The 22,050-nt window shown below is 68.6% G+C and carries 20 protein-coding genes; 10 read left to right on the forward strand and 10 right to left on the reverse strand.

Translation table 11 applies throughout. The annotated features are described in order from the left end of the window. Positions 1 to 5: 5 nt before the first annotated feature. Complete coding sequence (locus I1A62_RS10850) at positions 6 to 383, reverse strand: nitroreductase family deazaflavin-dependent oxidoreductase (protein ID WP_124395166.1); 378 nt, start codon at positions 381 to 383, stop codon at positions 6 to 8. Between the two features lie 82 nt (positions 384 to 465). Here I1A62_RS10850 and I1A62_RS10855 point away from each other — a divergent pair, with 82 nt between their 5' ends. Continuing rightward, on the forward strand, positions 466 to 1,014 hold the full coding sequence (locus I1A62_RS10855) for an NUDIX domain-containing protein (RefSeq protein ID WP_124395167.1): 549 nt from the start codon (positions 466 to 468) through the stop codon (positions 1,012 to 1,014). Positions 1,015 to 1,095: 81 nt separating this feature from the next. Here I1A62_RS10855 and arc read toward each other — a convergent pair whose 3' ends face one another. Further along, a complete protein-coding gene (gene arc, locus I1A62_RS10860; RefSeq protein WP_124395168.1) occupies positions 1,096 to 2,871 on the reverse strand; it encodes a proteasome ATPase in 1,776 nt (591 codons plus the stop codon). Between the two features lie 183 nt (positions 2,872 to 3,054). On the opposite strand from arc, the gene I1A62_RS10865 reads away from it, so the two are divergent. Next, entirely contained in the window at positions 3,055 to 3,558 is a 504-nt protein-coding gene (locus tag I1A62_RS10865) for a hypothetical protein (RefSeq protein WP_219458703.1), read from the forward strand. Between the two features lie 47 nt (positions 3,559 to 3,605). Here I1A62_RS10865 and I1A62_RS10870 read toward each other — a convergent pair whose 3' ends face one another. After that, positions 3,606 to 4,460, reverse strand: coding sequence for a tRNA (adenine-N1)-methyltransferase (locus I1A62_RS10870; RefSeq protein ID WP_087556985.1), 855 nt, complete (start codon positions 4,458 to 4,460; stop codon positions 3,606 to 3,608). Between the two features lie 95 nt (positions 4,461 to 4,555). Between I1A62_RS10870 and I1A62_RS10875 the strand changes: the two genes are divergently transcribed. Next, positions 4,556 to 5,461, forward strand: a complete 906-nt coding sequence (locus I1A62_RS10875) for a RecB family exonuclease (RefSeq protein WP_219458704.1) — start codon at positions 4,556 to 4,558, stop codon at positions 5,459 to 5,461. Beyond that, complete coding sequence (locus I1A62_RS10880; RefSeq protein ID WP_219458705.1) at positions 5,458 to 6,294, forward strand: thioesterase family protein; 837 nt, start codon at positions 5,458 to 5,460, stop codon at positions 6,292 to 6,294. The genes I1A62_RS10875 and I1A62_RS10880 overlap by 4 nt, the downstream gene beginning before the upstream one ends. Before the next feature lie 37 nt (positions 6,295 to 6,331). Here I1A62_RS10880 and hisG read toward each other — a convergent pair whose 3' ends face one another. Genes hisG through metH form a run of 6 tightly spaced genes read right to left on the reverse strand, consistent with a single transcriptional unit; the run spans position 6,332 to position 13,560 of the window. Continuing rightward, a complete protein-coding gene (gene hisG, locus I1A62_RS10885) occupies positions 6,332 to 7,183 on the reverse strand; it encodes an ATP phosphoribosyltransferase (protein WP_012687844.1) in 852 nt (283 codons plus the stop codon). Positions 7,184 to 7,230: 47 nt separating this feature from the next. Next, positions 7,231 to 7,512: a phosphoribosyl-ATP diphosphatase gene (locus I1A62_RS10890; RefSeq protein ID WP_009473527.1), complete on the reverse strand. Its 282-nt coding sequence runs from the start codon at positions 7,510 to 7,512 to the stop codon at positions 7,231 to 7,233. Between the two features lie 25 nt (positions 7,513 to 7,537). Next, on the reverse strand, positions 7,538 to 8,431 hold the full coding sequence (locus I1A62_RS10895; protein WP_124395172.1) for a pseudouridine synthase: 894 nt from the start codon (positions 8,429 to 8,431) through the stop codon (positions 7,538 to 7,540). Between the two features lies 1 nt (position 8,432). Beyond that, complete coding sequence (locus I1A62_RS10900; RefSeq protein WP_124395173.1) at positions 8,433 to 9,290, reverse strand: rhodanese-related sulfurtransferase; 858 nt, start codon at positions 9,288 to 9,290, stop codon at positions 8,433 to 8,435. 15 nt (positions 9,291 to 9,305) lie between these two features. Next, entirely contained in the window at positions 9,306 to 9,998 is a 693-nt protein-coding gene (locus I1A62_RS10905; protein ID WP_124395174.1) for an HAD family phosphatase, read from the reverse strand. Then, complete coding sequence (gene metH, locus I1A62_RS10910) at positions 9,991 to 13,560, reverse strand: methionine synthase (protein WP_124395175.1); 3,570 nt, start codon at positions 13,558 to 13,560, stop codon at positions 9,991 to 9,993. The genes I1A62_RS10905 and metH overlap by 8 nt, the downstream gene beginning before the upstream one ends. Before the next feature lie 51 nt (positions 13,561 to 13,611). Here metH and I1A62_RS10915 point away from each other — a divergent pair, with 51 nt between their 5' ends. The 6 genes from I1A62_RS10915 to I1A62_RS10940 all read left to right on the forward strand — a co-directional run bounded on the left by I1A62_RS10915 (position 13,612) and on the right by I1A62_RS10940 (position 21,601). Then, complete coding sequence (locus I1A62_RS10915; RefSeq protein ID WP_124395176.1) at positions 13,612 to 14,553, forward strand: PAC2 family protein; 942 nt, start codon at positions 13,612 to 13,614, stop codon at positions 14,551 to 14,553. Continuing rightward, positions 14,550 to 15,701: an MFS transporter gene (locus I1A62_RS10920; protein ID WP_124395177.1), complete on the forward strand. Its 1,152-nt coding sequence runs from the start codon at positions 14,550 to 14,552 to the stop codon at positions 15,699 to 15,701. The genes I1A62_RS10915 and I1A62_RS10920 overlap by 4 nt, the downstream gene beginning before the upstream one ends. Before the next feature lie 90 nt (positions 15,702 to 15,791). After that, a complete protein-coding gene (nirB, locus tag I1A62_RS10925; protein ID WP_219458706.1) occupies positions 15,792 to 18,287 on the forward strand; it encodes a nitrite reductase large subunit NirB in 2,496 nt (831 codons plus the stop codon). Then, the gene (locus tag I1A62_RS10930; protein WP_087556995.1) at positions 18,284 to 18,610 is read left to right on the forward strand and encodes a nitrite reductase (NAD(P)H) small subunit; all 327 of its coding nucleotides are present in this window, start codon (positions 18,284 to 18,286) and stop codon (positions 18,608 to 18,610) included. The genes nirB and I1A62_RS10930 overlap by 4 nt, the downstream gene beginning before the upstream one ends. Positions 18,611 to 18,735: 125 nt before the next feature. Beyond that, positions 18,736 to 20,922 carry an acyltransferase family protein gene (locus I1A62_RS10935; RefSeq protein ID WP_219458707.1) on the forward strand — a complete coding sequence of 729 codons (2,187 nt, stop codon included), beginning with the start codon at positions 18,736 to 18,738 and terminating at the stop codon, positions 20,920 to 20,922. Positions 20,923 to 21,013: 91 nt separating this feature from the next. Continuing rightward, positions 21,014 to 21,601 carry a carboxymuconolactone decarboxylase family protein gene (locus tag I1A62_RS10940; RefSeq protein ID WP_206010975.1) on the forward strand — a complete coding sequence of 196 codons (588 nt, stop codon included), beginning with the start codon at positions 21,014 to 21,016 and terminating at the stop codon, positions 21,599 to 21,601. Here the strand turns inward: I1A62_RS10940 and I1A62_RS10945 are convergent. After that, a complete protein-coding gene (locus I1A62_RS10945; protein WP_219458708.1) occupies positions 21,586 to 22,026 on the reverse strand; it encodes a DUF3224 domain-containing protein in 441 nt (146 codons plus the stop codon). The genes I1A62_RS10940 and I1A62_RS10945 overlap by 16 nt on opposite strands. Between the last annotated feature and the right edge of the window lie 24 nt (positions 22,027 to 22,050).

Here is a 22,050-nt window from a genome sequence, read left to right on the forward strand (position 1 = left end):
GGCGACTAGCCCGGCGAGCACTCCAGGTACCGGTCCGCCGAGATCGCCTCGAGCACGGTCCGGACCCCGGGCGGGGCCCAGGAGTGGGTGCCGTCGGTGCCGATTCGAGGGTCGGTCAGGTGCACCGTCCGGCGGCGCGTCACGATGGTGCATCCGCCCGCCGCCACCACGTTTCGCACCCAGTCGCTGTGCGCTCCGTACGTGAGGGCGAACCGGTAGCGGCCGTCCACGACGAACACGTTGACGGGTGTGCGGTACGTCTTGCCCGACGTACGGCCTCGGTGCTCGACGATGGCGAAACCGGGCAGGAATGTCGCGACGTGACGGCTCACCCGGTTGGTGACGACCCGGTTGAATCGGGCGATCGAACGCGGCAACGCCATGAACTCTCACCCCTTCGGCACCGGAACGAGCAACCGACCTCGACAGTACCGACGTTCGCCGGGGTGCTGGCAGGATCGACTCATGGATTCCGCACCGAACACCCCACCCGGCACGGACGAAGTGGTGGCGGTGTTCGACAGTTCCGGGCGACCGGTGGGGTCCGCCGCGCGCTCTCGCGTCTACGCCGAGGGACTGTGGCACGCGAGCGCCGGGGTCCTCGTCCGATCCGGCGACGAACAGCGCCTCTACGTGCACCGACGGTCGGACACGAAGACCGTGTTCGCCGGACACCACGACTGCCTGGCCGGCGGGGTGGTCGATCCCGGGGAGACCCCGGAGGAGGCCGCAGCGCGAGAACTGGCGGAGGAACTGGGCATCACCGGGGTCGGCCTCACCCCGATCGCGACGGTGGCGTGGGACGGAGAGTGGCAGGGCCTGCGGCTGCGCTGCCACCTGTACGCCTACGAGACGCACTGGGACGGGCCCGTCGTCCACCAGGCCAGCGAGATCGCATCGGGCTGGTGGTGGACACCCCACGAACTGGTGACGCATCTGCGCGATCCGCAGTGGCCGTTCGTCCCGGACACGAGGGCACTCCTCGAGGACTACCTCGTCGCACGGGACCGCTGACACGACGACCCGCTGACACACGGACGACCACGCGGCGGGAACCGTATCCGGGTTCCCGCCGCGCGGGTCGTGCCGATCGGCCTACAGGTACTGGCCGGTGTTGGACTCGGTGTCGATGGCGCGGCTCGCGCTCGCGTTCTTGCCGGTGACCAACGTGCGGATGTAGACGATCCGCTCACCCTTCTTGCCCGAGATCCGGGCCCAGTCGTCGGGGTTGGTGGTGTTCGGCAAGTCCTCGTTCTCCGAGAACTCGTCGACGATGGAGTCGAACAGGTGCTGGACGCGCAGGCCCGGGGCGCCGGTGTCGAGCACCGACTTGATCGCGTACTTCTTGGCGCGGTCGACGATGTTCTGGATCATCGCCCCCGAGTTGAAGTCCTTGAAATACAGGACCTCCTTGTCGCCGTTGGCGTACGTGACCTCCAGGAAACGGTTCTCCTCGCTCTCGGCGTACATGCGGTCGACGACCCGTTCGATCATCACCCGGATGCAGGCCGTGCGGTCGCCACCGAACTCCGCGATGTCGTCGGCGTGCACCGGCAAAGTCTCGACGAGGTACTTCGAGAAGATGTCCTGCGCCGACTCCGCGTCGGGGCGTTCGATCTTGATCTTCACGTCGAGGCGGCCGGGACGCAGGATCGCGGGGTCGATCATGTCCTCGCGGTTGGAGGCGCCGATCACGATGACGTTCTCGAGTCCCTCGACACCGTCGATCTCACTGAGCAGCTGCGGCACGACGGTGGTCTCGACGTCGGAGGAGACACCCGACCCGCGGGTGCGGAAGATCGAATCCATCTCGTCGAAGAACACGATCACCGGGGTGCCCTCGGACGCCTTCTCCCGGGCCCGCTGGAAGATCAGCCGGATGTGCCGCTCGGTCTCGCCGACGAACTTGTTCAGCAGCTCGGGGCCCTTGATGTTGAGGAAGTAGGACTTGGCTTCCTTGCTGTCCTGCCCCCGGGCCTCCGCGATCTTCTTCGCGAGCGAGTTGGCGACCGCCTTGGCGATGAGCGTCTTGCCGCACCCGGGCGGACCGTAGAGGAGCACACCCTTCGGCGGGCGGAGCTCGTATTCGTGGAACAGGTCCTTGTGGAGGAACGGCAACTCGACGGCGTCACGGATCTGCTCGATCTGCCGGCCGAGGCCGCCGATGTCGTCGTAGTGGACGTCGGGAACCTCTTCGAGCACGAGATCCTCGACCTCGGCCTTGGGGATCCGCTCGAACGCGTACCCGGCCTTCGTGTCGACGAGGAGGGAGTCGCCCGGCCGTAGTTTGCGGGTGGGCGATTCGGCGTCGTACGCGACCGACTCTCGTTCGCTGTCCGCGTACACGGTGGCGAGGGGTTCGGCCAGCCAGACGATCCGTTCCTCGTCGGCGTGGCCGACCACGAGGGCGCGCTGACCGTCGTCGAGGACCTCGCGCAGCGTGCTGATCTCACCGACGCGCTCGAAGTTGCCCGCTTCCACGATCGTGAGTGCCTCGTTGAGGCGCACGGTCTGGCCGAGCTTGAGGGTCTCGGCGTCGATGTTCGGGGAGCAGGTCAACCGCATCTTGCGTCCGGAGGTGAACACGTCCACGGTCTGGTCGTCGTGCACTCCGAGCAGCACGCCGTATCCGCTCGGCGGCTGGCCGAGGCGATCGACTTCCTCTCGGAGCGCAATGAGCTGCTGACGGGCCTCCTTGAGGGTGTCCATCAGCTTGGTGTTCCGGATGGACAGCGAGTCCACTCGCGATTCCATCTCACGAAGCTGTTCCGGCGACTCCGCGAGCTGCCTGCGCAGTGCCGACGCCTCCGCGCGCAACGCCTCGAGCTCTCGTGCGGCCGCAACCGAATCGGGGTTCTCTGTCGAGCTCATGTGCGTCTCCTCCCAATGAGATCTATCAACGCTACCGGCACTGCCCGAATTCTGCGCCGTGACACGGATTCTGCCGATTGCGAATCGGCATACCTGACACCGTGGGCCACCGAAACTCTCATGTTAGCCTTACCTACCTGTCGAGCAGTTTCCTCTCTGTTCTGTGTAACGAAAGGGTTCGTCGTGATAATCCGCAAGCCCCTGAACGGCACGTCCTTCACCGGTAGGTCCGTGGTTGCCGTGGGTGCGGTGGTCCTCGCGCTCGGGATGTCGGCCTGCTCGTCCGACGACGCTTCCGACTCCGCCGCGGCGACGTCCGCGTCCACGTCGTCCCAGGCAGACGCGGCTGTTGCCGCCCCCACGTCGGAGGAACTGCTCGGTACGCTCCAGCTGCTCGTGGACCCGGCCCGGCCGGTCGACGACAAGACGGCAGTGGTCGTCGACGGCGACGAACGCCGCCCGAATCTGGAGGCGATGACCGCCGCCATGGCCAACTACCCGGTGTCCTTCACGGTCACGGACGTGCAGGTGGAGGGCGAGACCGCGACGGCGAACGTCGCGATCGTGAGCCCGCACGGCACGGCCGCGCCGACGGCGTGGACGTGGGAGAACGTCGACGGCGTGTGGAAGGTGTCGGACGCGAGCACGTGCACCCTGCTCGGCATGGCACGCGCCGGCTGCAGCTAGCTCGGTCCTTCGGCGGCGCCCGCTCCGGGCGCCGCCGAAGGAATGTCTCAGCCCTTGCCCGAGCGGCGCTGCGGCTTGGGGGTGACGGTTCCCTCGGCGAGACGCCGGGCGCTCACCAGGAACGCGGTGTGGCCCTGCATCCGGTGTTCCGGGCGCACGGCGAGCCCGACGACGTGCCAGCCACGGACGATCGACTCCCAGGACCGCGGCTCGGTCCAGCACTCCTGCTCGCGCATCGCCTCGACGACCTTGGAGAGCTGCGTCACGGTCGCGACATAGACGACGAGCACACCGCCGGGGACCAGAGCCTTGGACACGGCGGGCAGCGCGTCCCAGGGGGCCAGCATGTCGAGGACGACCCGGTCGACCTGTCCGCCCGCCGCGTCGGCATCGAACTCGGCGACGTCGGCGATGGTCAGGTCCCAGTTCGCGGGGCGTTCCCCGAAGAACGTCTCGACGTTCCGCACCGCGTGCTCGGCGTGGTCGTCGCGCACCTCGTACGAGATGACCCGGCCTTCCGGTCCCACCGCGCGCAGCAGGGAGCACGTCAATGCGCCCGAACCGGCGCCGGCCTCGAGAACGCGGGCGCCGGGGAAGACGTCGCCCTCATGGACGATCTGCGCGGCGTCCTTCGGGTAGATGACCTGCGCCCCGCGGGGCATCGACAGGACGTAGTCGACGAGCAGCGGACGCAGCGCGAGGTACGGGGTGCCGTTGGTCGACTTGACCACGCTGCCCTCGTCGGTGCCGATCAGGTCGTCGTGCAGGATTCCGCCGCGGTGCGTGTGAAAATCCTTGCCTGCCTCCAAGTTGACCGTGTAATGCCGGCCCTTGCTGTCGGTCAACTGGACGCGATCGCCCACCCGAAACGGTCCACTCGGTCGCGTTTCGCGTCCCACCATCGTCACCGACTCCTCAGCCTGTTCGTCCGGCGCCGTCCGGCGCCCGCCCCGCTGCCCCGACACGACTGTCGGACCGGGGGCCTACCCTGCCAGGTGTGAGCATCTCAGAGTCGCCAGCCCCTGTCACAAAGGGTTCCCCGTCACAGCCCGGCGACACTTCGGTCACCCGCAGGCGGCCCGCCCTGTCACCGTCCCGCGCCGGCGACTTCAAGCAGTGCCCGCTCCTCTACCGCTTCCGTGCCGTCGACCGGCTCCCCGAGGCGCCGTCGCGCGCGCAGGTGAAGGGAACGGTGGTGCACGCCGCGCTCGAGACGCTGTTCGGGCTGCCCGCCGCCGAACGGGTCCCGCAGAAGGCGGTCGAGCTGATCCTCCCGTCCTGGGAGCGCCTCCTGGCCGACGCTCCCGACCTGATCGACCTGGTCCCCGAGGACCAGCGCGAGTCGTTCCTCGACGAGGCGCGGTCGCTCGTCACCGCCTATTACCAGCTGGAGGACCCCACCCGGTTCGAGGCCGAATCGTGCGAACAGCGCGTCGAGACCGAACTCGCCGACGGGGTGCTGCTCCGCGGATTCGTCGACCGCATCGACGTGGCCCCCACCGGTGAGGTGCGGGTGGTCGACTACAAGACCGGTCGCGCACCCCGCGAGATGTCCGAGTCCAAGGCGCTGTTCCAGATGAAGTTCTATGCGCTGGTCCTGCTCCGTACCCGCGGCATCGTCCCGGCGCAGCTGCGGCTGCTGTACCTCGCGTCCGGGACGGTCCTCACCTACGCGCCCGACGAGGACGAACTGCTGCGGTTCGAGCGCACGCTGTCGGCGATCTGGAAGGCCATCCTGGCGGCGGGCGTCAGCGGCGATTTCCGACCCAAGCCGAGCCGGCTCTGCGACTGGTGTGATCATAAGTCCCTGTGCCCCTCGTTCGGAGGAACGCCGCCGCCCTACCCGGGATGGCCGGAGGGGCCCGCCGAAGACGCACCAGGTTTCGAGGAGATTGTCGAATGAGTTCCGAGTCCTACTACGTACCACTCGGTTCGGAAGCACTGGGTGCGCCGGAAGTGGACTCGGACCAGAAGATCACGGTCGAGCGATTCGACAGCACGGAACTGACGATCAGCGTGTGGGCCGAGACGATGCAGCACGGCGCTCCCCCGTCCGCGCTGCTCGTGCGGGCACTCGAACGGTGCAACCCTCGTGACGACGCGCGCATCACGAGGGTCGTGGTCGAGATCCTCGGCCCGATCCCGATCGCCGAACTCGAGGTCCGGTCCTGGGTGCAGCGGCCGGGCCGCCGGGTGGAACTGGTGGTCGCCGAATTGTGGACCGTCGGCGACCGGCCGCGTGCGGTGGCGCGGGGCTCGGCGTGGCGCATGGAGACCGTCGACACCAGCAACGCCGTCCACGTCGTCGACCCGCCACTCGAACCGCGGTCCACCGGCCGCAAGGGCAAATTCGCCGAGGGCTGGAATTCGGGCTACCTGACGACCCTCGACTGGCGGTGGATCGCCGAGATGGGGTGCGAGGGCCCCGGCAAGCTGTGGGCGAGGCCGCGGCCCGCACTGGTCCTCGGCGAGGCCATGACGCCGCTCGAGCGGCTCTTCTCCATCGCGGACGTCGCCAACGGTGTGGGATCGAAACTCGACCCGGCCGACTGGACGTTCCTCAACACCGACCTCACCGTGCACATCTTCCGGGTCCCCGAGGGTGAGTGGGTCGGCGTCGGCTCCGAGACGTCCATCGGACCCGACGGCGTGGGAATGTGCGCGGGCGTGCTGTACGACGAGACCGGCGCGGTCGGCCGGATCGCCCAGACCGTACAGGTCCGCGCCCGCTCCTGATCGGAACGGACGCGGATCGTCCTGCGGCGGAACGAGATCAGAGTGCGCGGCAGGACCGGATGTTCGACGCGAGGATGGCCTTGGCGCCGAGGTCCGCGAGTTCGTCCATCACTCCGTTGTGGCCCTTGATCGGCACCATCGCCCGGACCGCCACCCAGTTCTCGTCGGCGAGCGGCGACAGCGTCGGCGACTCCAGTCCGGGGGTGATCTTCAGCGCGTCGTCGAGGATCGTCTTCGGGCAGTCGTAGTCGAGCATCAGATTCTGCTGCGCGAAGACGATGCCGCGCACCCGCTCGACCAACTGGTTGCGCGCGGAATCGTCGGCGGGCGAACCGGCGCGCTCGATGAGCACACCCTCGGAGTCGCACAGGGTGTCACCGAACGCGACCAGGTTGTGCTGGCGCAGCGTGCGGCCGGATCCGACGACGTCGGCGATCGCGTCCGCGACCCCGAGCTGGATGGAGATCTCCACGGCGCCGTCGAGTCGGATGACCGAGGCCTCGATCCCGCGTGCGGAGAGGTCGTCGCGCACCAGGTTGGGGTAGGACGTGGCGATCCGGAGCCCGGCGAGGTCCTCGACCTTCCAGTCCTTGCCCGCGGGGGCGGCGTACCGGAACGTGGAGCGGCCGAAGCCGAGCGACAGCCGCTCGGCGACCGGGGCGCCCGAATCACGGGCGAGGTCGCGGCCGGTGATGCCGAGGTCGAGTTCACCGGAACCGACGTAGATCGCGATGTCCTTGGGGCGCAGGAAGAAGAACTCGACCTGGTTGGACGGGTCGAGGACCGTCAGGTCGCGGGAGTCGGTGCGACGGCGGTAGCCGGCCTCGGAGAGGATTTCGGCGGCGGACTCGGACAGCGAGCCCTTGTTCGGGACTGCGACGCGCAGCATGGCTGAGGGTTCCTTTCGGGAGCGGGTGGAGGAGTCTCGATCACCGATCACAGATGTCGGTAGACGTCCTCGAGTTTCAGGCCCTTACCCACCATCAGCACCTGCGTCCAGTACAGCAGTTGGGAGATCTCCTCGGCGAGCGCCTCGTCGCTTTCGTGCTCGGCGGCGATCCACACCTCACCCGCCTCTTCGAGGATCTTCTTTCCCTGCGAATGGACGCCGGCGTCGAGGGCGGCAACGGTGCCGGACCCCTCGGGGCGGGTAGCGGCACGCTCGGTCAGCTCGGCGAACAGGGATTCGAAGGTCTTCACGAGGACCCATTGTTTCACGCCGCCGCGGACCTCTCCGAACCGGTCACCACCCGAGTGTGCGGCGACTCTCGAACCGGCGGACCCGGCCCGAACGGGGATCGGTGAACTCGATGGCCCGCGCCAGCAACCGCAACGGCGTCGAGAAGTCGCCGGGCTCGGATCGGCGGAAATCCGGGTAGTAGTTGTCGCCTTCGATCGGCAGCCCCAGCGACGACATGTGCAGCCGCAGTTGGTGGGTCCGGCCGGTCTTCGGCAGCAGCCGGTAGCGGGCGCGGGCGTCGCGGGTCTCGATCAGGTCGACGACGGTTTCGCTGTTCGGCTCGCCCGGTTCCTCCGTGGCCGTCATGATCCCGTGTTCCTTGACGATGCGGCTGCGGATGATGCGCGGAAACTCCAGCGCGGGATCGTGCCCGGCGACGGCCTCGTATTCCTTGGTGACCTGCTGGGAGACGAACAGTTCCTGATACGCCCGGCGGTCTTCCCGCCGGATCAGGAACACCAGCACACCGGCCGTCATCCGGTCGAGCCGGTGCGCCGGAGTGAGATCGGGGAGGTCGAGCGCCCGCCGCAACCGCACGACCGCCGTCTCGGTGATGTGCGCGCCCCGCGGGATGGTCGCGAGGAAGTGGGGCTTGTCGATCACCACGAGGTGGTCGTCGCGGTGGAGGATGTCGATCTCGAACGGAACCGGGATCTCGGGTGCGGGGTCGCGATAGAAGTACACGAACCGGGTCGGCGCATAGCGGGTGCCGCGGTCGACGACCCTGCCGTGCTCGTCGACGACTTCCCCACCGTCGATCAGCGACAGCCAGTGCGCCCGCTCGTCCGGGTACGTCTCGACCAGGAATTCGGCGACGGTCTTCGCACCGAGCCCGGCCGGCATCCGGATGCGATCGGGACCGAGACCGTTGCGGACGGGCAGCGGCGCCCCGGCCACCTCAGCCCGCCCGGTTCTCGGTGCAGCCGGCGCACACGAGCACGAGTTCTCGGCCCCGGTCGTCCGGCAGATTCTCGTACCGGGACGTCGGACCGCCGCACCGGGTGCATCGTCCCAGGGTCTTGGCCTGATCGCTGAACTCGATGGTCATCCGCTTGTCGAAGACGTACAGCGACCCCTCCCACAGACCCGAGTCGCCGAACGCCTCGCCGTAGCGGACGATGCCGCCGTCGAGTTGGTAGACCTCACCGAACCCGCGCGACCGCATCAGCGAGGACAGGACCTCGCACCGCACTCCCCCGGTGCAGTAGGTGACGACGGCCTTGTGCTTCAGATGGTCGTACTTGCCGCTGTCGAGTTCGTGCACGAAGTCGCGGGTGGTGGACACATCCGGCACGACGGCGTCCCGGAATCGGCCGATCTCCGCCTCGAAACCGTTGCGTCCGTCGAAGAAAACGACGTCGTCACCGCGCCCCTCGACCAGGCGGTGCACCTCGTCCGGCGCCAGGTGAGTACCGCCGCCGACGACGCCGTCCGCGTCCACCTTCAGCTCGCCCGGTGCACCGAACGTCACGATCTCCGACCGCACCTTCACGCTGAGCCGCGGGAAATCGTCCCCCAGCCCGTCCGACCACTTGATGTCGGCGTCCTTGAACGGCGCGTAGCCGCGCGTCCCCTTCACGTACCGCTTGACGTCGCGGATGTCGCCGCCGACGGTCGCGTTGATGCCGTGCTCGGAGACGAGGATCCGTCCGGTCAGGTTGTGTGCCTCGGCGAGCGTGTACTGCCACAGCCGGATCGCCTCCGGGTCGGCGAGCGGGGTGAACACGTAGAACAGCACGATTTTCGGGACAGCCACGGGAAACCAGACTACCTAGAGACGCACACCGCTCGGCTGCGCCCAGGCCTCGGCCAGATCGGAACCGGTGATGCCTACGAGACTGTCCCGGAACACCCGCCCCGGGCCGTCGGCCACCGGGATCTCGCACGGGACGATCAGGACGACGCACCCCGCAGCCTGCGCGGACGCCGCGCCGGTGGGCGAGTCCTCGATCGCGAGGCACTGCGACGGATGCAGCCCGAGCAGTTCGGCGCCCCGCAGGTACGGGTCGGGATGCGGTTTACCTGCCGGCACCTCGTCGCCGCACACCGAGTGGTCGAAGTGGTGCCTGCCGAGCGTCTCGAGTGCCCGCTCGGTGAGACGACGCTCGGTGTTGGTCACCAGCGCCGACCTCAGGCCGTGGGCCCGGGCCGTCCGCAGTGCGTCGTGGGCGCCCGGCCGCCACGGAATCCCGTCGCCGAACAGTTCCTCCACGCGGGTGAACATCCATTCCTTGGCGTCGGCGAGGGCCGCCGGATCCCGGTCGAGACCGAGAGCGTCGAAGATGACGCCGAGCGCGTTGGCGCTGGACGCGCCGATCGTCTTCAGCCGGGTCTCCTCGGTCATCGGACCACCGAGGTGAATCGACAACTCGCGGACCGCGACGTCCCACATCTTCTCGGAATCGAGCAGCGTTCCGTCCATGTCCCACAGCACGCCTGCAAGACCGTCGAATGCGTCAGACATTGAAGTACTTCGCCTCGGGGTGGTGCAGCACGAACGCATCCGTGGACTGCTCGGGATGCAACTGCAGTTCCTCCGACAACTTCACACCGATCCGTTCCGGTTCGAGGAGAGCGACCATCTTCGCGCGGTCCTCCAGGTTGGGGCAGGCGCCGTACCCGAAGGAGTAGCGGGCGCCGCGGTAGGCGAGGTCGAAGAACCCCGACACCTCCGACGGATCCTGCTCGGCCACGTTGTGGCCGCCGGGCAGCACGAGTTCTTCACGGACCCGTCGATGCCAGTACTCGGCCAGCGATTCCGTCAGCTGCACGCCGATGCCGTGCACCTCGAGGTAGTCGCGGTACGAGTTGGCGGCGAACAGTTCGTTCGCGAAGTCCGCGATCGGCTGCCCCATGGTGACCAGCTGCATCGGGAACACGTCGACCTGACCGGTCTCCTTCGCCTCGGTACGGGACCGGACGAAGTCGGCGACGCACAGGAACCGGTCCCGGTGCTGGCGCGGGAACGTGAACCGGAAGCGTTCGTCCGCGTCGGGCGCCGGGTCGGTGAGCACGACCACGTCGTCGCCCTCGGACACGGCGGGGAAATAGCCGTACACCACGGCGGCGTGCGCGAGGATTCCCTCGGTGCTCAGCCGGTCGAGCCAGTACCGCAGACGCGGGCGGCCCTCCGTTTCCACCAGTTCCTCGTAGGTGGGACCATCGCCGGAACGCTGCCCGCGCAGGCCCCACTGCCCGAGGAACAGGGCGCGCTCGTCCAGCAGTCCGGCGTAGTCGGACAGCGAGACACCCTTCACGATCCGGTTGCCCCAGAACGGCGGGCTCGGGACGACGATGTCGGTGGCCACGTCGGACCGCTCCGGCACCTCGACCGGGGTCTCGGCCGCCTTGCGCTTCTCCGCGATCCGCTTGGACCGTTCGTGGCGGGCCTTGCGTTCGGCCGCCTTCTCCCGGGCCGCGATCGCTTCCGGGCTGTCCGGGTCGGGTCCGCCGCCGCGTTTGACGGCCATGATCTCGTCCATCCTGTGCAGGCCCTCGAATGCGTCGCGCGCGTAGCTGACGTCGCCCTCGTACACCTCGGCCAGGTCGTTCTCCACGTACGAGCGGGTCAGCGCGGCACCGCCGAGGAGGACGGGGAACTTCTCCGCGACGCCCTTGGAATTGAGTTCCTGCAGGTTGTCCTTCATCACCACGGTCGACTTCACGAGCAGACCGGACATGCCGATGACGTCGGCCTTCTGCTCGATCGCCGCGTCGAGGATCGTCGCGATCGGCTGCTTGATGCCGAGGTTCACCACGTCGTACCCGTTGTTGCTCAGGATGATGTCGACGAGGTTCTTGCCGATGTCGTGGACGTCGCCCTTCACGGTGGCGATGACGATGCGGCCCTTGCCGTCCTCGTCGGTGGCCTCCATGTGCGGTTCGAGGTACGCCACGGCCGCCTTCATCACCTCGGCGGACTGCAGCACGAACGGCAACTGCATCTGCCCGGACCCGAAGAGTTCGCCGACGGTCTTCATGCCGGACAGCAGGGTCTCGTTGATGATCGCGAGCGGCGGCTTCTCTTCCATCGCCGCGGTGAGGTCGTCGTCGAGGCCGTTGCGTTCACCGTCGACGATGCGCCTTTCCAGCCGCTCGAACAGCGGAAGCGCCGCCAGTTCCTGGGCGCGGGATTCGCGCGCCGACGCCGCGGAGACGCCCTCGAACAGTTCCATCAGTTTCTGCAGCGGGTCGTAGCCCTCGCGCCGGCGGTCGTAGACCAGGTCGAGGGCCGTTTCGCGCTGTTCGTCGGGGATCCGGGCCATCGGCAGGATCTTCGACGCGTGCACGATGGCCGTGTCCAGGCCCGCCTCGGTGCACTCGTGCAGGAACACGGAGTTCAGCACCTGACGGGCGGCGGGGTTGAGGCCGAACGAGATGTTGGACACGCCGAGGGTGAAGTGCACCCGCGGGTGCCGCTTCTTCAGTTCGCGGATCGCCTCGATCGTCTCGATGCCGTCGCGGCGGACCTCTTCCTGACCGGTGGAGATCGGGAAGGTCAGCGCGTCGATGATGATGTCGGACTCGTCGAGGCCCCAGTTCACGGTGATGTCGTCGAGCAGGCGCTCGGCGATGCGGACCTTGTGCTCGGCGGTGCGCGCCTGGCCCTCCTCGTCGATGGTCAGCGCGACGACGGCGGCGCCGTGTTCCTTGACGAGCCGCATGATCTTCTGGAACCGCGAGTCCGGTCCGTCGCCGTCCTCGTAGTTGACGGAGTTGACGGCGCACCGGCCGCCGAGGTGTTCGAGGCCGGCCTGCAGGACCGCGGGCTCGGTGGAGTCGAGCATGATCGGCAGCGTCGACGACGTCGCGAACCGGCTCGCGAGGGCGGCCATGTCGGCGGCGCCATCACGTCCGACGTAGTCGACGTTGAGGTCGAGCATGTGGGCGCCGTCGCGGGTCTGATCCTTCGCGATGTCGAGGCACTTCTGGTAGTCCTCGGCGATCATCGCCTCACGAAATGCCTTGGAGCCGTTGGAGTTCGTGCGCTCGCCGATCATCAGAATGCTGGCGTCCTGCTCGAACGGCACCGCCGTGTACAGCGACGACGTCCCCGACTCGTGCACCGGGTTGCGCGCGGCCTTCTCGACGAGGCGGACCGCCTCGGCCACCTGCCGGATGTGCTCCGGGGTGGTGCCGCAGCAGCCGCCGACCAGGCCGAGACCGAACTCGGTGACGAAGCCGCTGAGCGCCTCGGCGAGTTCCTCCGCGGTGAGCGGATACTCGGCGCCCTTCGGGCCGAGCTGCGGCAGTCCGGCGTTGGGCATCACCGATACGGGGAGCGAGCTGTACTTGGACAGGTGGCGGAGATGTTCGCTCATCTCGGCGGGACCGGTCGCGCAGTTGAGCCCGATCATGTCGATACCGAGTGGTTCGAGCGCGGTCAGCGCGGCACCGATCTCACTGCCGAGCAGCATCGTGCCGGTGGTCTCGACCGTGACGTGGGTGATGATCGGCAGCCGCGACCCCAGCGTCTCCATCGCCCGCTGACTGCCCAGGATGGCCGCCTTCACTTGCAGCAGGTCCTGGCAGGTCTCGACGAGGATCGCGTCGGCGCCCCCGTCGATCATGCCCATCGCGGCTTCGGCGTAGGCGTCGCGCAGGATCGCGAACGGCGCGTGGCCGAGCGTCGGCAGCTTGGTTCCGGGCCCCATCGAGCCGAGGACGAAGCGGCCCATGCCGTCGCGTCCCGGCCCCATCTCGTCGGCAACCTCACGCGCCAGCCGGGTGCCCTTCTCGGCCAGTTCCCGGATACGGTCCGAAATGTCGTAATCGGCGAGGTTGGGGAGGTTACACCCGAACGTGTTGGTCTCGACGGCGTCGGCCCCGGCCTCGAAATACGCGCGGTGGATCTCTTTGAGCACGTCAGGGCGGGTGTCGTTGAGGATTTCGTTGCAGCCTTCGAGCCCGAGGAAGTCGTCGAGCGTGAGGTCCGCGGCCTGCAACATGGTGCCCATGGCTCCGTCGCCGATGACAACGCGCTGGTTCAACGCATCGAGCAGGGCAGAGTGAAATGGCGCAGACATGCCGTCCAGACTAGTGGGCGCGGGAACCAACGCTGGCCGTAGGCTGGGTGGGTGAGTTCCAGTGAGTTCCCCGTCACGCCTGCGGGCCCCGACGACGACACCCCCGACACCGCCGACGACGGTGCCACCGACAGCGCCGTGCCCGTACTTCGTGACCCTGTTCTCGTCGCCGCCTTCGAAGGCTGGAACGACGCCGGCGACGCCGCGAGCGGAGCCGTCGAGCACCTCGAACTGACCTGGGACGCCCAGCCGCTGGCCGAACTGGACTCCGAGGAATACTACGACTACCAGGTCAATCGCCCCACGGTCCGGCAGGTCGACGGTGTCACCCGGGAGATCGTGTGGCCGGCCACCCGGCTGTCGGTGTGCTCGCCCCCCGGCAGCGACCGCGACGTGGTGCTGCTGCGCGGAATCGAACCGAACATGCGCTGGCGCAGCTTCTGCGACGACCTTCTCGAGCTGATCGATCAACTGCAGATCAACACCGTGGTGATCCTCGGGGCGCTGCTCGCGGACACCCCGCACACGCGGCCGGTCCCGGTGACGGGCAGCGCGTACAGCAGCGAGGCCGCCGAGCGGTTCAAGCTGGAGCAGACCCGCTACGAGGGGCCGACCGGGATCACCGGGGTGCTGCAGGACGCGTGTGTCCGGGCCGGTGTGCCTGCCGTGTCGTTCTGGGCGGCCGTGCCCCATTACGTGTCCCAGCCGCCGAACCCCAAGGCGACCGTGGCACTGCTGCAACGGGTCGAGGACGTCCTGGACATCGAGGTGCCGCTCGGGGAACTCCCGTCGCAGGCCGACGACTGGCAGGAAGCCGTCACCGAAATGACCGCGGACGACGAGGAGATCGGCGACTATGTCCGCTCCCTCGAGGAGCGCGGCGATGCCGAGACCGACATCTCCGACGCCATCTCGAAGATCGACGGTGACGCGCTTGCGGCCGAGTTCGAGCGGTATCTCCGCAGGCGTGGGCCCGGCAGCTTCGGGCTGTGACGAAGAACTCGTCCGAGTCGCTTCGTTCCTCGCTCCAGCGCACGGCGCTCTACGCCGGTGGTTTCCTCGGCCCCTTCGGCGGCGGTGTGGTCGCCTCGATCCTCCCCGAGATCGGTGACGACCTCGGCGTGAGCGCGTCCGCCGCGGCCGGGTCGCTGACGGCCTACCTGCTGCCGTTCGCGCTGCTCATGCTGGTGTCGGGCACGCTGGGCGCCCGCTGGGGGCAGATGCGGACCGTGCGGATCGCGTACGGCGTCTACCTGCTGTCGTCGCTGGCCTGCTTCGCGGCGCCGACGCTGCCGCTCTTCCTCGGCGCCCGTGTGCTCCAGGGATGTTCCAACTCGTTCACGACGCCGCTGCTGCTGGCCGCGCTCGCCGCCTCGACGCCGAAGAAGCACCTCGGCCGGGCGCTGGGGATCTTCGGCGCCTTCCAGGCCGCGGGGCAGTCGAGTGCCCCGCTCGTCGGCGGCCTCGCGGCGGAGGTCGACTGGCGGCTCGCATTCCTCGTCATCGCCCTCGTCGCCGCGGTGCTGGGTCTGGTCGGCGTTCCCGACAGCCCGCCCGCCGAGCCGGGGGCGGCGCGCCCGCGACTGCGTGACGCCCTCACCCCGTCGGTGCTGAGGATCGGGGTGGTCGCACTCCTCGGCTGGGGCGCCCTCGGCGGGCTGAGCTTCCTGGTCGCCTTCCGCGCCGAGGACGTGTTCGGCCTGAGTCCCACTCAGCGCGGCCTGCTGCTCACCGGGTTCGGTGTCGCCGGCATCCTCACCGCACGCCTCGTCGGCGGGGTCATCGACAAGATCGGGGCCCGGGCCGCCGTGTTGATCGGCGCGTTCGGCGGTGCGGTTCTCGTCGCCGCCGCCGGGACGGTGTCGCTCCTCGCGGTCGTGGCCGTGGCGTGGTTTGCGGCCGGAACCGCAGGTCAGTTCATCCTGGTCGGCGTCAACGCCGCCGTGCTCGGGTCGCCGGGCCCGAACCGGGGCGGCGCGGTGTCCGTCGTGCAGGCGTTGCGGTTCACCGGCAACGCGCTCGCGCCGATCACCCTCACCCCGGTGTACGCGGTGTCGCCCGCGGCGGGCTTCCTTCTGCCCGCCCTGCTCCTCGCCGTGCTGGCCCCACTGCTGATGCCCCGCGACCGACCACCTGCCTGACACGCTTCCCGAGAGGGCTGTGAGGTGTTCCTGATTCCCACGTAACGTGCGCGCAGCCGTTACGACACTCCCGGGGCGCAGCCTCTTTGCATGGCCCACACACCGAGTTCGAGCAAGCTGCTGGTCGTCGGCAACGGTATGGCCGGCGCCCGCACCGTCGAGGAGATCCTGAACCGCGGCGGGCGTGAGCGGTTCGAGATCACCATGATCGGCGACGAGCCCTACGGCAACTACAACCGGATCATGCTCTCGCACGTGCTGTCCGGGGAGGCGGCTGTCGACGACGAGGACCTGATCCTCAACCCCATGGGCTGGTACACGGCGAACGGCGTGAAACTCCACGCGGGTGACCGCGCGGTCTCGCTCGACCGGTTCGCGAAGTCCGTCACGTGCGAGAGCGGCCGCGTCGTCGACTACGACGTGCTGATCGTCGCCACAGGCAGCAATACGTTCTTTCCCAACATGGACGGACTGCGCGAGCACGACGGACGCCTGGCCCGCGGGGTGTTCGGATTCCGCAACATCGCCGACACCAACGGCATGCTCCAGATGGCGCAGGCACGCGACGACGTGTCCGCGGTGGTGATCGGCGGCGGTCTGCTCGGGCTCGAGGCCGCGTACGGGCTGCGCACGCAGGGGCTCACCGTCAACGTCGTGCACTCCCCCGGGCACCTGATGAATCAGCAACTCGACGAACGCGGCGGCAGCGTCCTGCGCGCCGAGATCGAGAAACTCGGTGTCGGCGTCCACACCTCGATGCGGACCACCGCCGTACTGCGCGACGACGCCGGCCTGGTGACCGGGGTGTCGTTCGTCGACGGCTCCACGCTGGACGCCGACATGGTGGTCGTCACCGCGGGAATCCGGCCCAACACCGAACTGGCGCGGGCCGCGGGTCTGGTGGTCGAGCGCGGGATCGTCGTCGACGACCAGATGCGCTGCGAGGACGAGGGTTCGGTGTACGCCGTCGGCGAGTGCGCGCAGCACCGGGGAGAGACGTACGGCCTCGTCGCCCCGGTGTGGGAGCAGGCGGTCATCCTCGCGGACGTTCTCACCGGCTCCGATCCGGAAGCCGCCTACGTCGGTTCGCGCACCACCACCCAACTGAAGGTCGCGGGCGTCGACGTGGCCGCGATGGGCGTCAAGGGACCGGAGACCGCAGACGACGAGTTCGTCCAGTACTACGAACCGCGCAGCGGCACGTACAAGAGCCTCGTCGTCCGGGACGGAAAGCTGATCGGCGCCACGCTGATGGGCGACATCAGCAAGGCAGGCTTCCTCACGCAGGCATTCGACGGCAAGGTGCCGCTGCCCGAGGAGCGCATCAGCATGCTCTTCGACGTCGGAGCCCCCGGCGCAGCGGCCGGCGTCGCCGACCTTCCCGACGACCTGCAGGTGTGCAACTGCAACGGCGTCAGCAAGGGCGATCTGGTGGCCTGCGTCCATTCCGGCGCCAAGACCCTCACCGACGTCTGCGCCACGACCCGCGCGGGCAAGGGCTGCGGGTCGTGCAAGGGACTCGTCGCCGACATCGTGGCCTGCGCCGCCGGCGGCGAACTCGAAGCAGACCCCTCCGCCGACTGGTACGTGCCGTGCATCCCGATGAGCAAGCCGGAACTCGTCGCGACCATCCGGGAACGCGATCTGCGCGCCGTGTCCCAGGTGTTCGCCGAACTCGCGACGGACGCGAAGGAGGACGCGTCCGCGAAGATGCCGCTCGCGTCCCTGCTCCGTACGATCTGGGGCCCCGACTGGGTGGACGAGCGAGGCGCGCTGTTCATCAACGACCGCGTGCACGCCAACATCCAGCGCGACGGCACGTTCTCGGTGGTCCCGCAGATGAAGGGCGGTGTCACCACGCCGGACCAGCTCCGCAAGATCGCCGACGTCGCCGACAAGTACGGCGTGCCGCTCGTGAAGGTCACCGGCGGGCAGCGCATCGACCTGCTCGGCATCAAGAAGGAGGACCTCCCCAAGGTGTGGGGTGACCTCGACATGCCGTCCGGGTTCGCCTACGGCAAGAGCATGCGCACGGTGAAGACGTGCGTCGGAACCGATTTCTGCCGCTACGGTCTCGGCGATTCGACGAGCCTCGGCATCGCACTCGAGGAGCGGTTTCAGGGCCTGGAGACGCCCGCGAAGCTGAAACTCGCGGTCGCCGGGTGCCCCCGCAACTGCTCGGAGGCCCTGTGCAAGGACTTCGGTGTGGTCGCGGTCGGCGACGGCCGATGGGAAATCTACGTCGGCGGCGCCGCCGGAGCCCACATCCGCAAGGGCGACCTGCTGGCCACGGTCGAATCACCGGACGCCGTGATCGAACTCGGCGGGCGATTCATCCAGTACTACCGCGAGAACGCGAAATGGCTCGAACGCACCTACGACTTCGTGCCGCGGGTGGGGCTCGAACATCTTCAGGCGCTACTGGTCCGAGACGAGGAGGACATCGTGACGGGATTGGATGAGCGGATCCAGACGGCGGTGGACGGCTACCGGGATCCCTGGAAGGAGCGCAGCGCACCGAAATCGCCCGCACAGTTCGCTCCCTCGCTCCCGCTGCTGCCGCTCCCCCAGGTGCCGGTCCGATGACCGCCCTGATCGAGGGTCCCGCCGAGGTGGCAGTGGGGCCGGTCAGCGACCTGACCCCGGGCGAGGGCCGGACGTACGTCGTGCAGAACCGTCAGGTGGCCGTATTCCTGCTGTCGGACGGCACCGTTCGGGCCATGGACGCGGTGTGCCCGCACAAGGGCGGTCCCCTCGCCGACGGGCAGATCGACGCCACCGGCGTGATGTGCCCGCTCCACCAGTACGCGTTCGCCTTCGACACGGGCGCCTGCGGATCCGAGGGTGTGGGCTCGGTCCGCACCTACCCCGCGTCGGTCCGCGACGGGTCGGTCGTCGTGCACGTGTGAAAGTTCGCCCCGATTGCGCTCTGCCCTGGTACGGCGTGCCTTTCGGGAAAGTTGCGGCACCGCTGTCATCATGAGGCCAGTGCTGCAGCTGAAGGGGCTCGTCGCATGAACAGATCGCAGATCGAATGAGTACCGTCGCCAGTCCGGAACAACGGGGCCGATCCGGTAACCGCCCTCAGGCCGGTGACCTGACCGCGGGAACCGTGTTCCGTACGGACATCGAGGGTCTGCGGGCCGTCGCGGTGCTGGCCGTGGTGTTTTTTCACGCGGGTGTGCCCGGGATCGACGGCGGGTTCGCCGGTGTCGACATCTTCTTCGTCGTCTCCGGGTTTCTCATCACCGGGCTGCTGTGGCGGGACGTGGCGTCCACCGGCCGCGTGGGGCTGGCCGAGTTCTACGGCGCCCGTGCCCGGCGGCTGCTGCCCGCCGGGTGCGTCGTGCTGGTGGCCACCGCGATCGGCGCGGCCCTGCTCCTTCCCCCGCTGCAGGCCCGCGCGGTCCTCGGCGACGGCATCGCCAGCGCGCTCTACGTCGGCAACTACCGGCTCGCGCTGCACGGCACCGACTATTTGGCCGCCGACACGCCCCCGTCGCCGTTCCAGCACTACTGGTCGCTCGGCGTCGAAGAGCAGTTCTACCTACTGTGGCCTGCGCTGATCATCGGAGTCGCCTGGCTCGTGCGGCACCGAACACGACGCCAGGGCCCGGATAACGCACCGTCGACCACCCCGTATCTGGTAGTCCTCGCGGTCGTCGCGGCGGTGTCGTTCGCGGTTTCGCTCGACTGGACCCGCACGCTGCCGCCGTGGGCGTTCTTCTCGCTGCCCGCCCGCGCCTGGGAACTGGCCGCAGGCGGGTTGGTCGCACTGTCGGTTCGGCACTGGCGGCGGCTGCCGCCGATGGTCGCTGCGGCGGCCGGATGGGCGGGTCTCGCGCTGATCGTCTTCGCCTGTCTTCGGCTGGGCGAGAAGACGCCCTACCCCGGCACCGCCGCGCTGCTGCCCGTTCTCGGCACGGTACTGGTGATCGGAGCGGGCTGTGCCGCACCGCGGCTGGGAGTCGGCCGGGGCCTGTCCCTGCCGCCGATGCGGGCGGTCGGGCGGGTGTCCTATTCCTGGTATCTCTGGCACTGGCCGGTGCTGCTGCTCGCGCCGATCGTGCTCGGCCGCTCTCTCGATCTGACCGATCGGCTGGGGATGGTCATGGTGTCCGCGGGTCTGGCCGGACTGACACTGGCCCTGGTCGAGAACCCGGTCCGGTTCGCGGCTCCGCTGCGTCTCTCGGCCTCGCGCAGCCTCGTCCTCGGCGGAGCCGTCACCGCCGCCGCCGTCTGTGCGGCACTGGTGCTGCTGGTGGCGCGGCCGGTCCCGGTCGGACACGGCGCCGCCGCAGCAGCCCTCACCGTCTCGGCGCCGGTCGAATCGGCCACTCCCGCAGTCGATCCTCGTGACGCGGCGGTGCACGACATGACGGCGCAGGTGCAGGCGGCGGTCGCGGAATCGGCAGGACTGCAGGCGGTTCCGTCGAATCTGTCGCCGCCGCTCGCCGACGCACCGGCCGACAAGCCCGCGGTGTTCGTCAACGGCTGTGTGCGGTCATGGCTCGAGGTGGGGCAGGACGAGTGTGCGTCGGGTGACGTGACGTCCGCGACGACGGTGGCGCTCGTCGGGGATTCGCATGCCGCGATGTGGGCCCCGGCGTTCGAAGCGGCCGCCGAACAGCAGCATTGGCGGTTGGAGACGATGGGCAAGGTCACCTGCCCACTCCTCGACCTTCCCCTCACCAGCCCCTACCTCGGACGGGAATACAGCGAGTGCGAGCAGTGGCGCGGCGAGATCCTCGACCGGCTGCGGGCCGAGCGGCCACAATTGGTCGTGCTGAGCATGTCCCGGCGGTACGGCGCCGATTTCGGTTTCAGCGTGTACGGCGGGCCCTGGCTCGACAGCCTGACCCGGTTGGTCACGGAACTCCGGGCCACGGGTGCGGCCGTCCTCGTCCTCGGTCCCGTCCCGGATCCGCAGTCGACCGTGCCGACGTGCCTGTCCGCACACCTCGACGACGCGGGTGCCTGCTCGCCGCCGCGGTTGGTCGCGGTCAACGACGCCGGGGTCGCGGCCGAGGCGGCGGCCACCGCTGCAGGCGGCGGACGGTACGCCGATCTGACCACCCTGTTCTGCACCACCGAGCGCTGCCCGGTGGTCGTCGGCAACGACCTCGTGTACCGCGACGACAACCACCTGACGCTCGAACACGCGCAAGCACTCTCCCCCGTGATCGCCGCGCTGGCCGACCGCGCACTCGCGCCGGGCTGAGGGGCGGCCGGCGAAAAAATCCGGTTCGGATGTCACATTCGGCTCGTGGCCGGTGTCTCTGTGCCGAGAACATTCGAACCGAGGAGGAATCATGGCCAGGATCCCGCAGGCAGAATTGACCGGCATCTACGGTGCGGTCGTCAAGCGGATGTCGCGCAAGATGCTCGGGGACGTGCCCGAGGGGGTGGGGGTCGTGTGGCACAACCGCAAGGTGACGAACTTCAGCTTCAGCGTCGCCCGGCAGGTACAGAAGTGGGACCGGTGCGACGAGAATCTGAAATCGTTTGCCCACATGGCGGTCGCGAGCATGGTCGGCTGCGCCTTCTGCCTGGACTACGGCTACTTCCAAGCCCACAACAAGGGTCTGGACGAGACGAAGGCACGCGAGGTGCCCCGGTGGCGTGAGTCGGACGTCTTCACCCCGTTGGAGCGCGACGTGCTGGAGTACGCCGAGGCGATGACGCTGACCCCACCGACGGTCACCGACGAACTGTCGGCCAGGCTCCTGGAGGCGCTCGGCCCGGCCGCGCTGGTGGAACTGACCGCGTTCATCGCACTGACGAACTTCATGACCCGCTCCAACACCGCGATGGGCATCGAATCGCAGGGCCTCGCGGCGTCCTGTGGCCTGAAGCCGCTGAGCGAACGCCCGACGACCCGAACTCAGCCGACGTCGTAGGACAGGACGAATTCGTAGCCGCCCTCGCCGGGTCCGGCGATGGACAGGTCCGCGCTGCCACGCAGGTCGGTCAGACCGCCCGTGCCCATACCCGGCACCACCTCGATCCGTGCCGACACGGAACCCTGGTCCTGGCTGCCGAGGTGCTGGAACACGCACGTTCCGTCGTGCCCGCCGATCGAGCCCTCGAAGCGCTCGAGACCGAGCACCGGCGCGGCGTCGGCCTTGTACGCGATCAGGTAGGCCACCGTGCTCGTTCCCTCGATGTCCCCGGAATACGAATATTCGACGGCCGCCCGGGTGGCGCCGCGCGCCGGGTAGTAGGTGTCGCCGGCGGTCGTGCCTTCGCCGTCGATGTCGGTGATCACCGATTCCGACCACGCGGCGATGGTGAATTTGCTTCGAGCGGTGTGTGAGTAGCTCATGTCAGGAGACTCTAGGTACGCGCC

It is taken from the genome of Rhodococcus sp. USK10 (assembly GCF_019378875.1).
GTDB classification, from domain to species: domain Bacteria; phylum Actinomycetota; class Actinomycetes; order Mycobacteriales; family Mycobacteriaceae; genus Rhodococcus_F; species Rhodococcus_F pseudokoreensis.

What these genes read in the sequence shown, in the direction of transcription:
- arc (WP_124395168.1), bottom strand. Translation starts at nt 2,871, where the DNA reads ATGAGCTCGACAGAGAACCCCGATTCGGTTGCGGCCGCACGAGAGCTC.
- I1A62_RS10940 (WP_206010975.1), top strand. Translation starts at nt 21,014, where the DNA reads ATGGCCAGGATCCCGCAGGCAGAATTGACCGGCATCTACGGTGCGGTC.
- I1A62_RS10880 (WP_219458705.1), top strand. Translation starts at nt 5,458, where the DNA reads ATGAGTTCCGAGTCCTACTACGTACCACTCGGTTCGGAAGCACTGGGT.
- I1A62_RS10930 (WP_087556995.1), top strand. Translation starts at nt 18,284, where the DNA reads ATGACCGCCCTGATCGAGGGTCCCGCCGAGGTGGCAGTGGGGCCGGTC.
- I1A62_RS10905 (WP_124395174.1), bottom strand. Translation starts at nt 9,998, where the DNA reads ATGTCTGACGCATTCGACGGTCTTGCAGGCGTGCTGTGGGACATGGAC.
- I1A62_RS10855 (WP_124395167.1), top strand. Translation starts at nt 466, where the DNA reads ATGGATTCCGCACCGAACACCCCACCCGGCACGGACGAAGTGGTGGCG.
- I1A62_RS10935 (WP_219458707.1), top strand. Translation starts at nt 18,736, where the DNA reads ATGAGTACCGTCGCCAGTCCGGAACAACGGGGCCGATCCGGTAACCGC.
- I1A62_RS10945 (WP_219458708.1), bottom strand. Translation starts at nt 22,026, where the DNA reads ATGAGCTACTCACACACCGCTCGAAGCAAATTCACCATCGCCGCGTGG.
- I1A62_RS10850 (WP_124395166.1), bottom strand. Translation starts at nt 383, where the DNA reads ATGGCGTTGCCGCGTTCGATCGCCCGATTCAACCGGGTCGTCACCAAC.
- metH (WP_124395175.1), bottom strand. Translation starts at nt 13,560, where the DNA reads ATGTCTGCGCCATTTCACTCTGCCCTGCTCGATGCGTTGAACCAGCGC.
- I1A62_RS10870 (WP_087556985.1), bottom strand. Translation starts at nt 4,460, where the DNA reads ATGGTGGGACGCGAAACGCGACCGAGTGGACCGTTTCGGGTGGGCGAT.
- nirB (WP_219458706.1), top strand. Translation starts at nt 15,792, where the DNA reads ATGGCCCACACACCGAGTTCGAGCAAGCTGCTGGTCGTCGGCAACGGT.
- hisG (WP_012687844.1), bottom strand. Translation starts at nt 7,183, where the DNA reads ATGCTGCGCGTCGCAGTCCCGAACAAGGGCTCGCTGTCCGAGTCCGCC.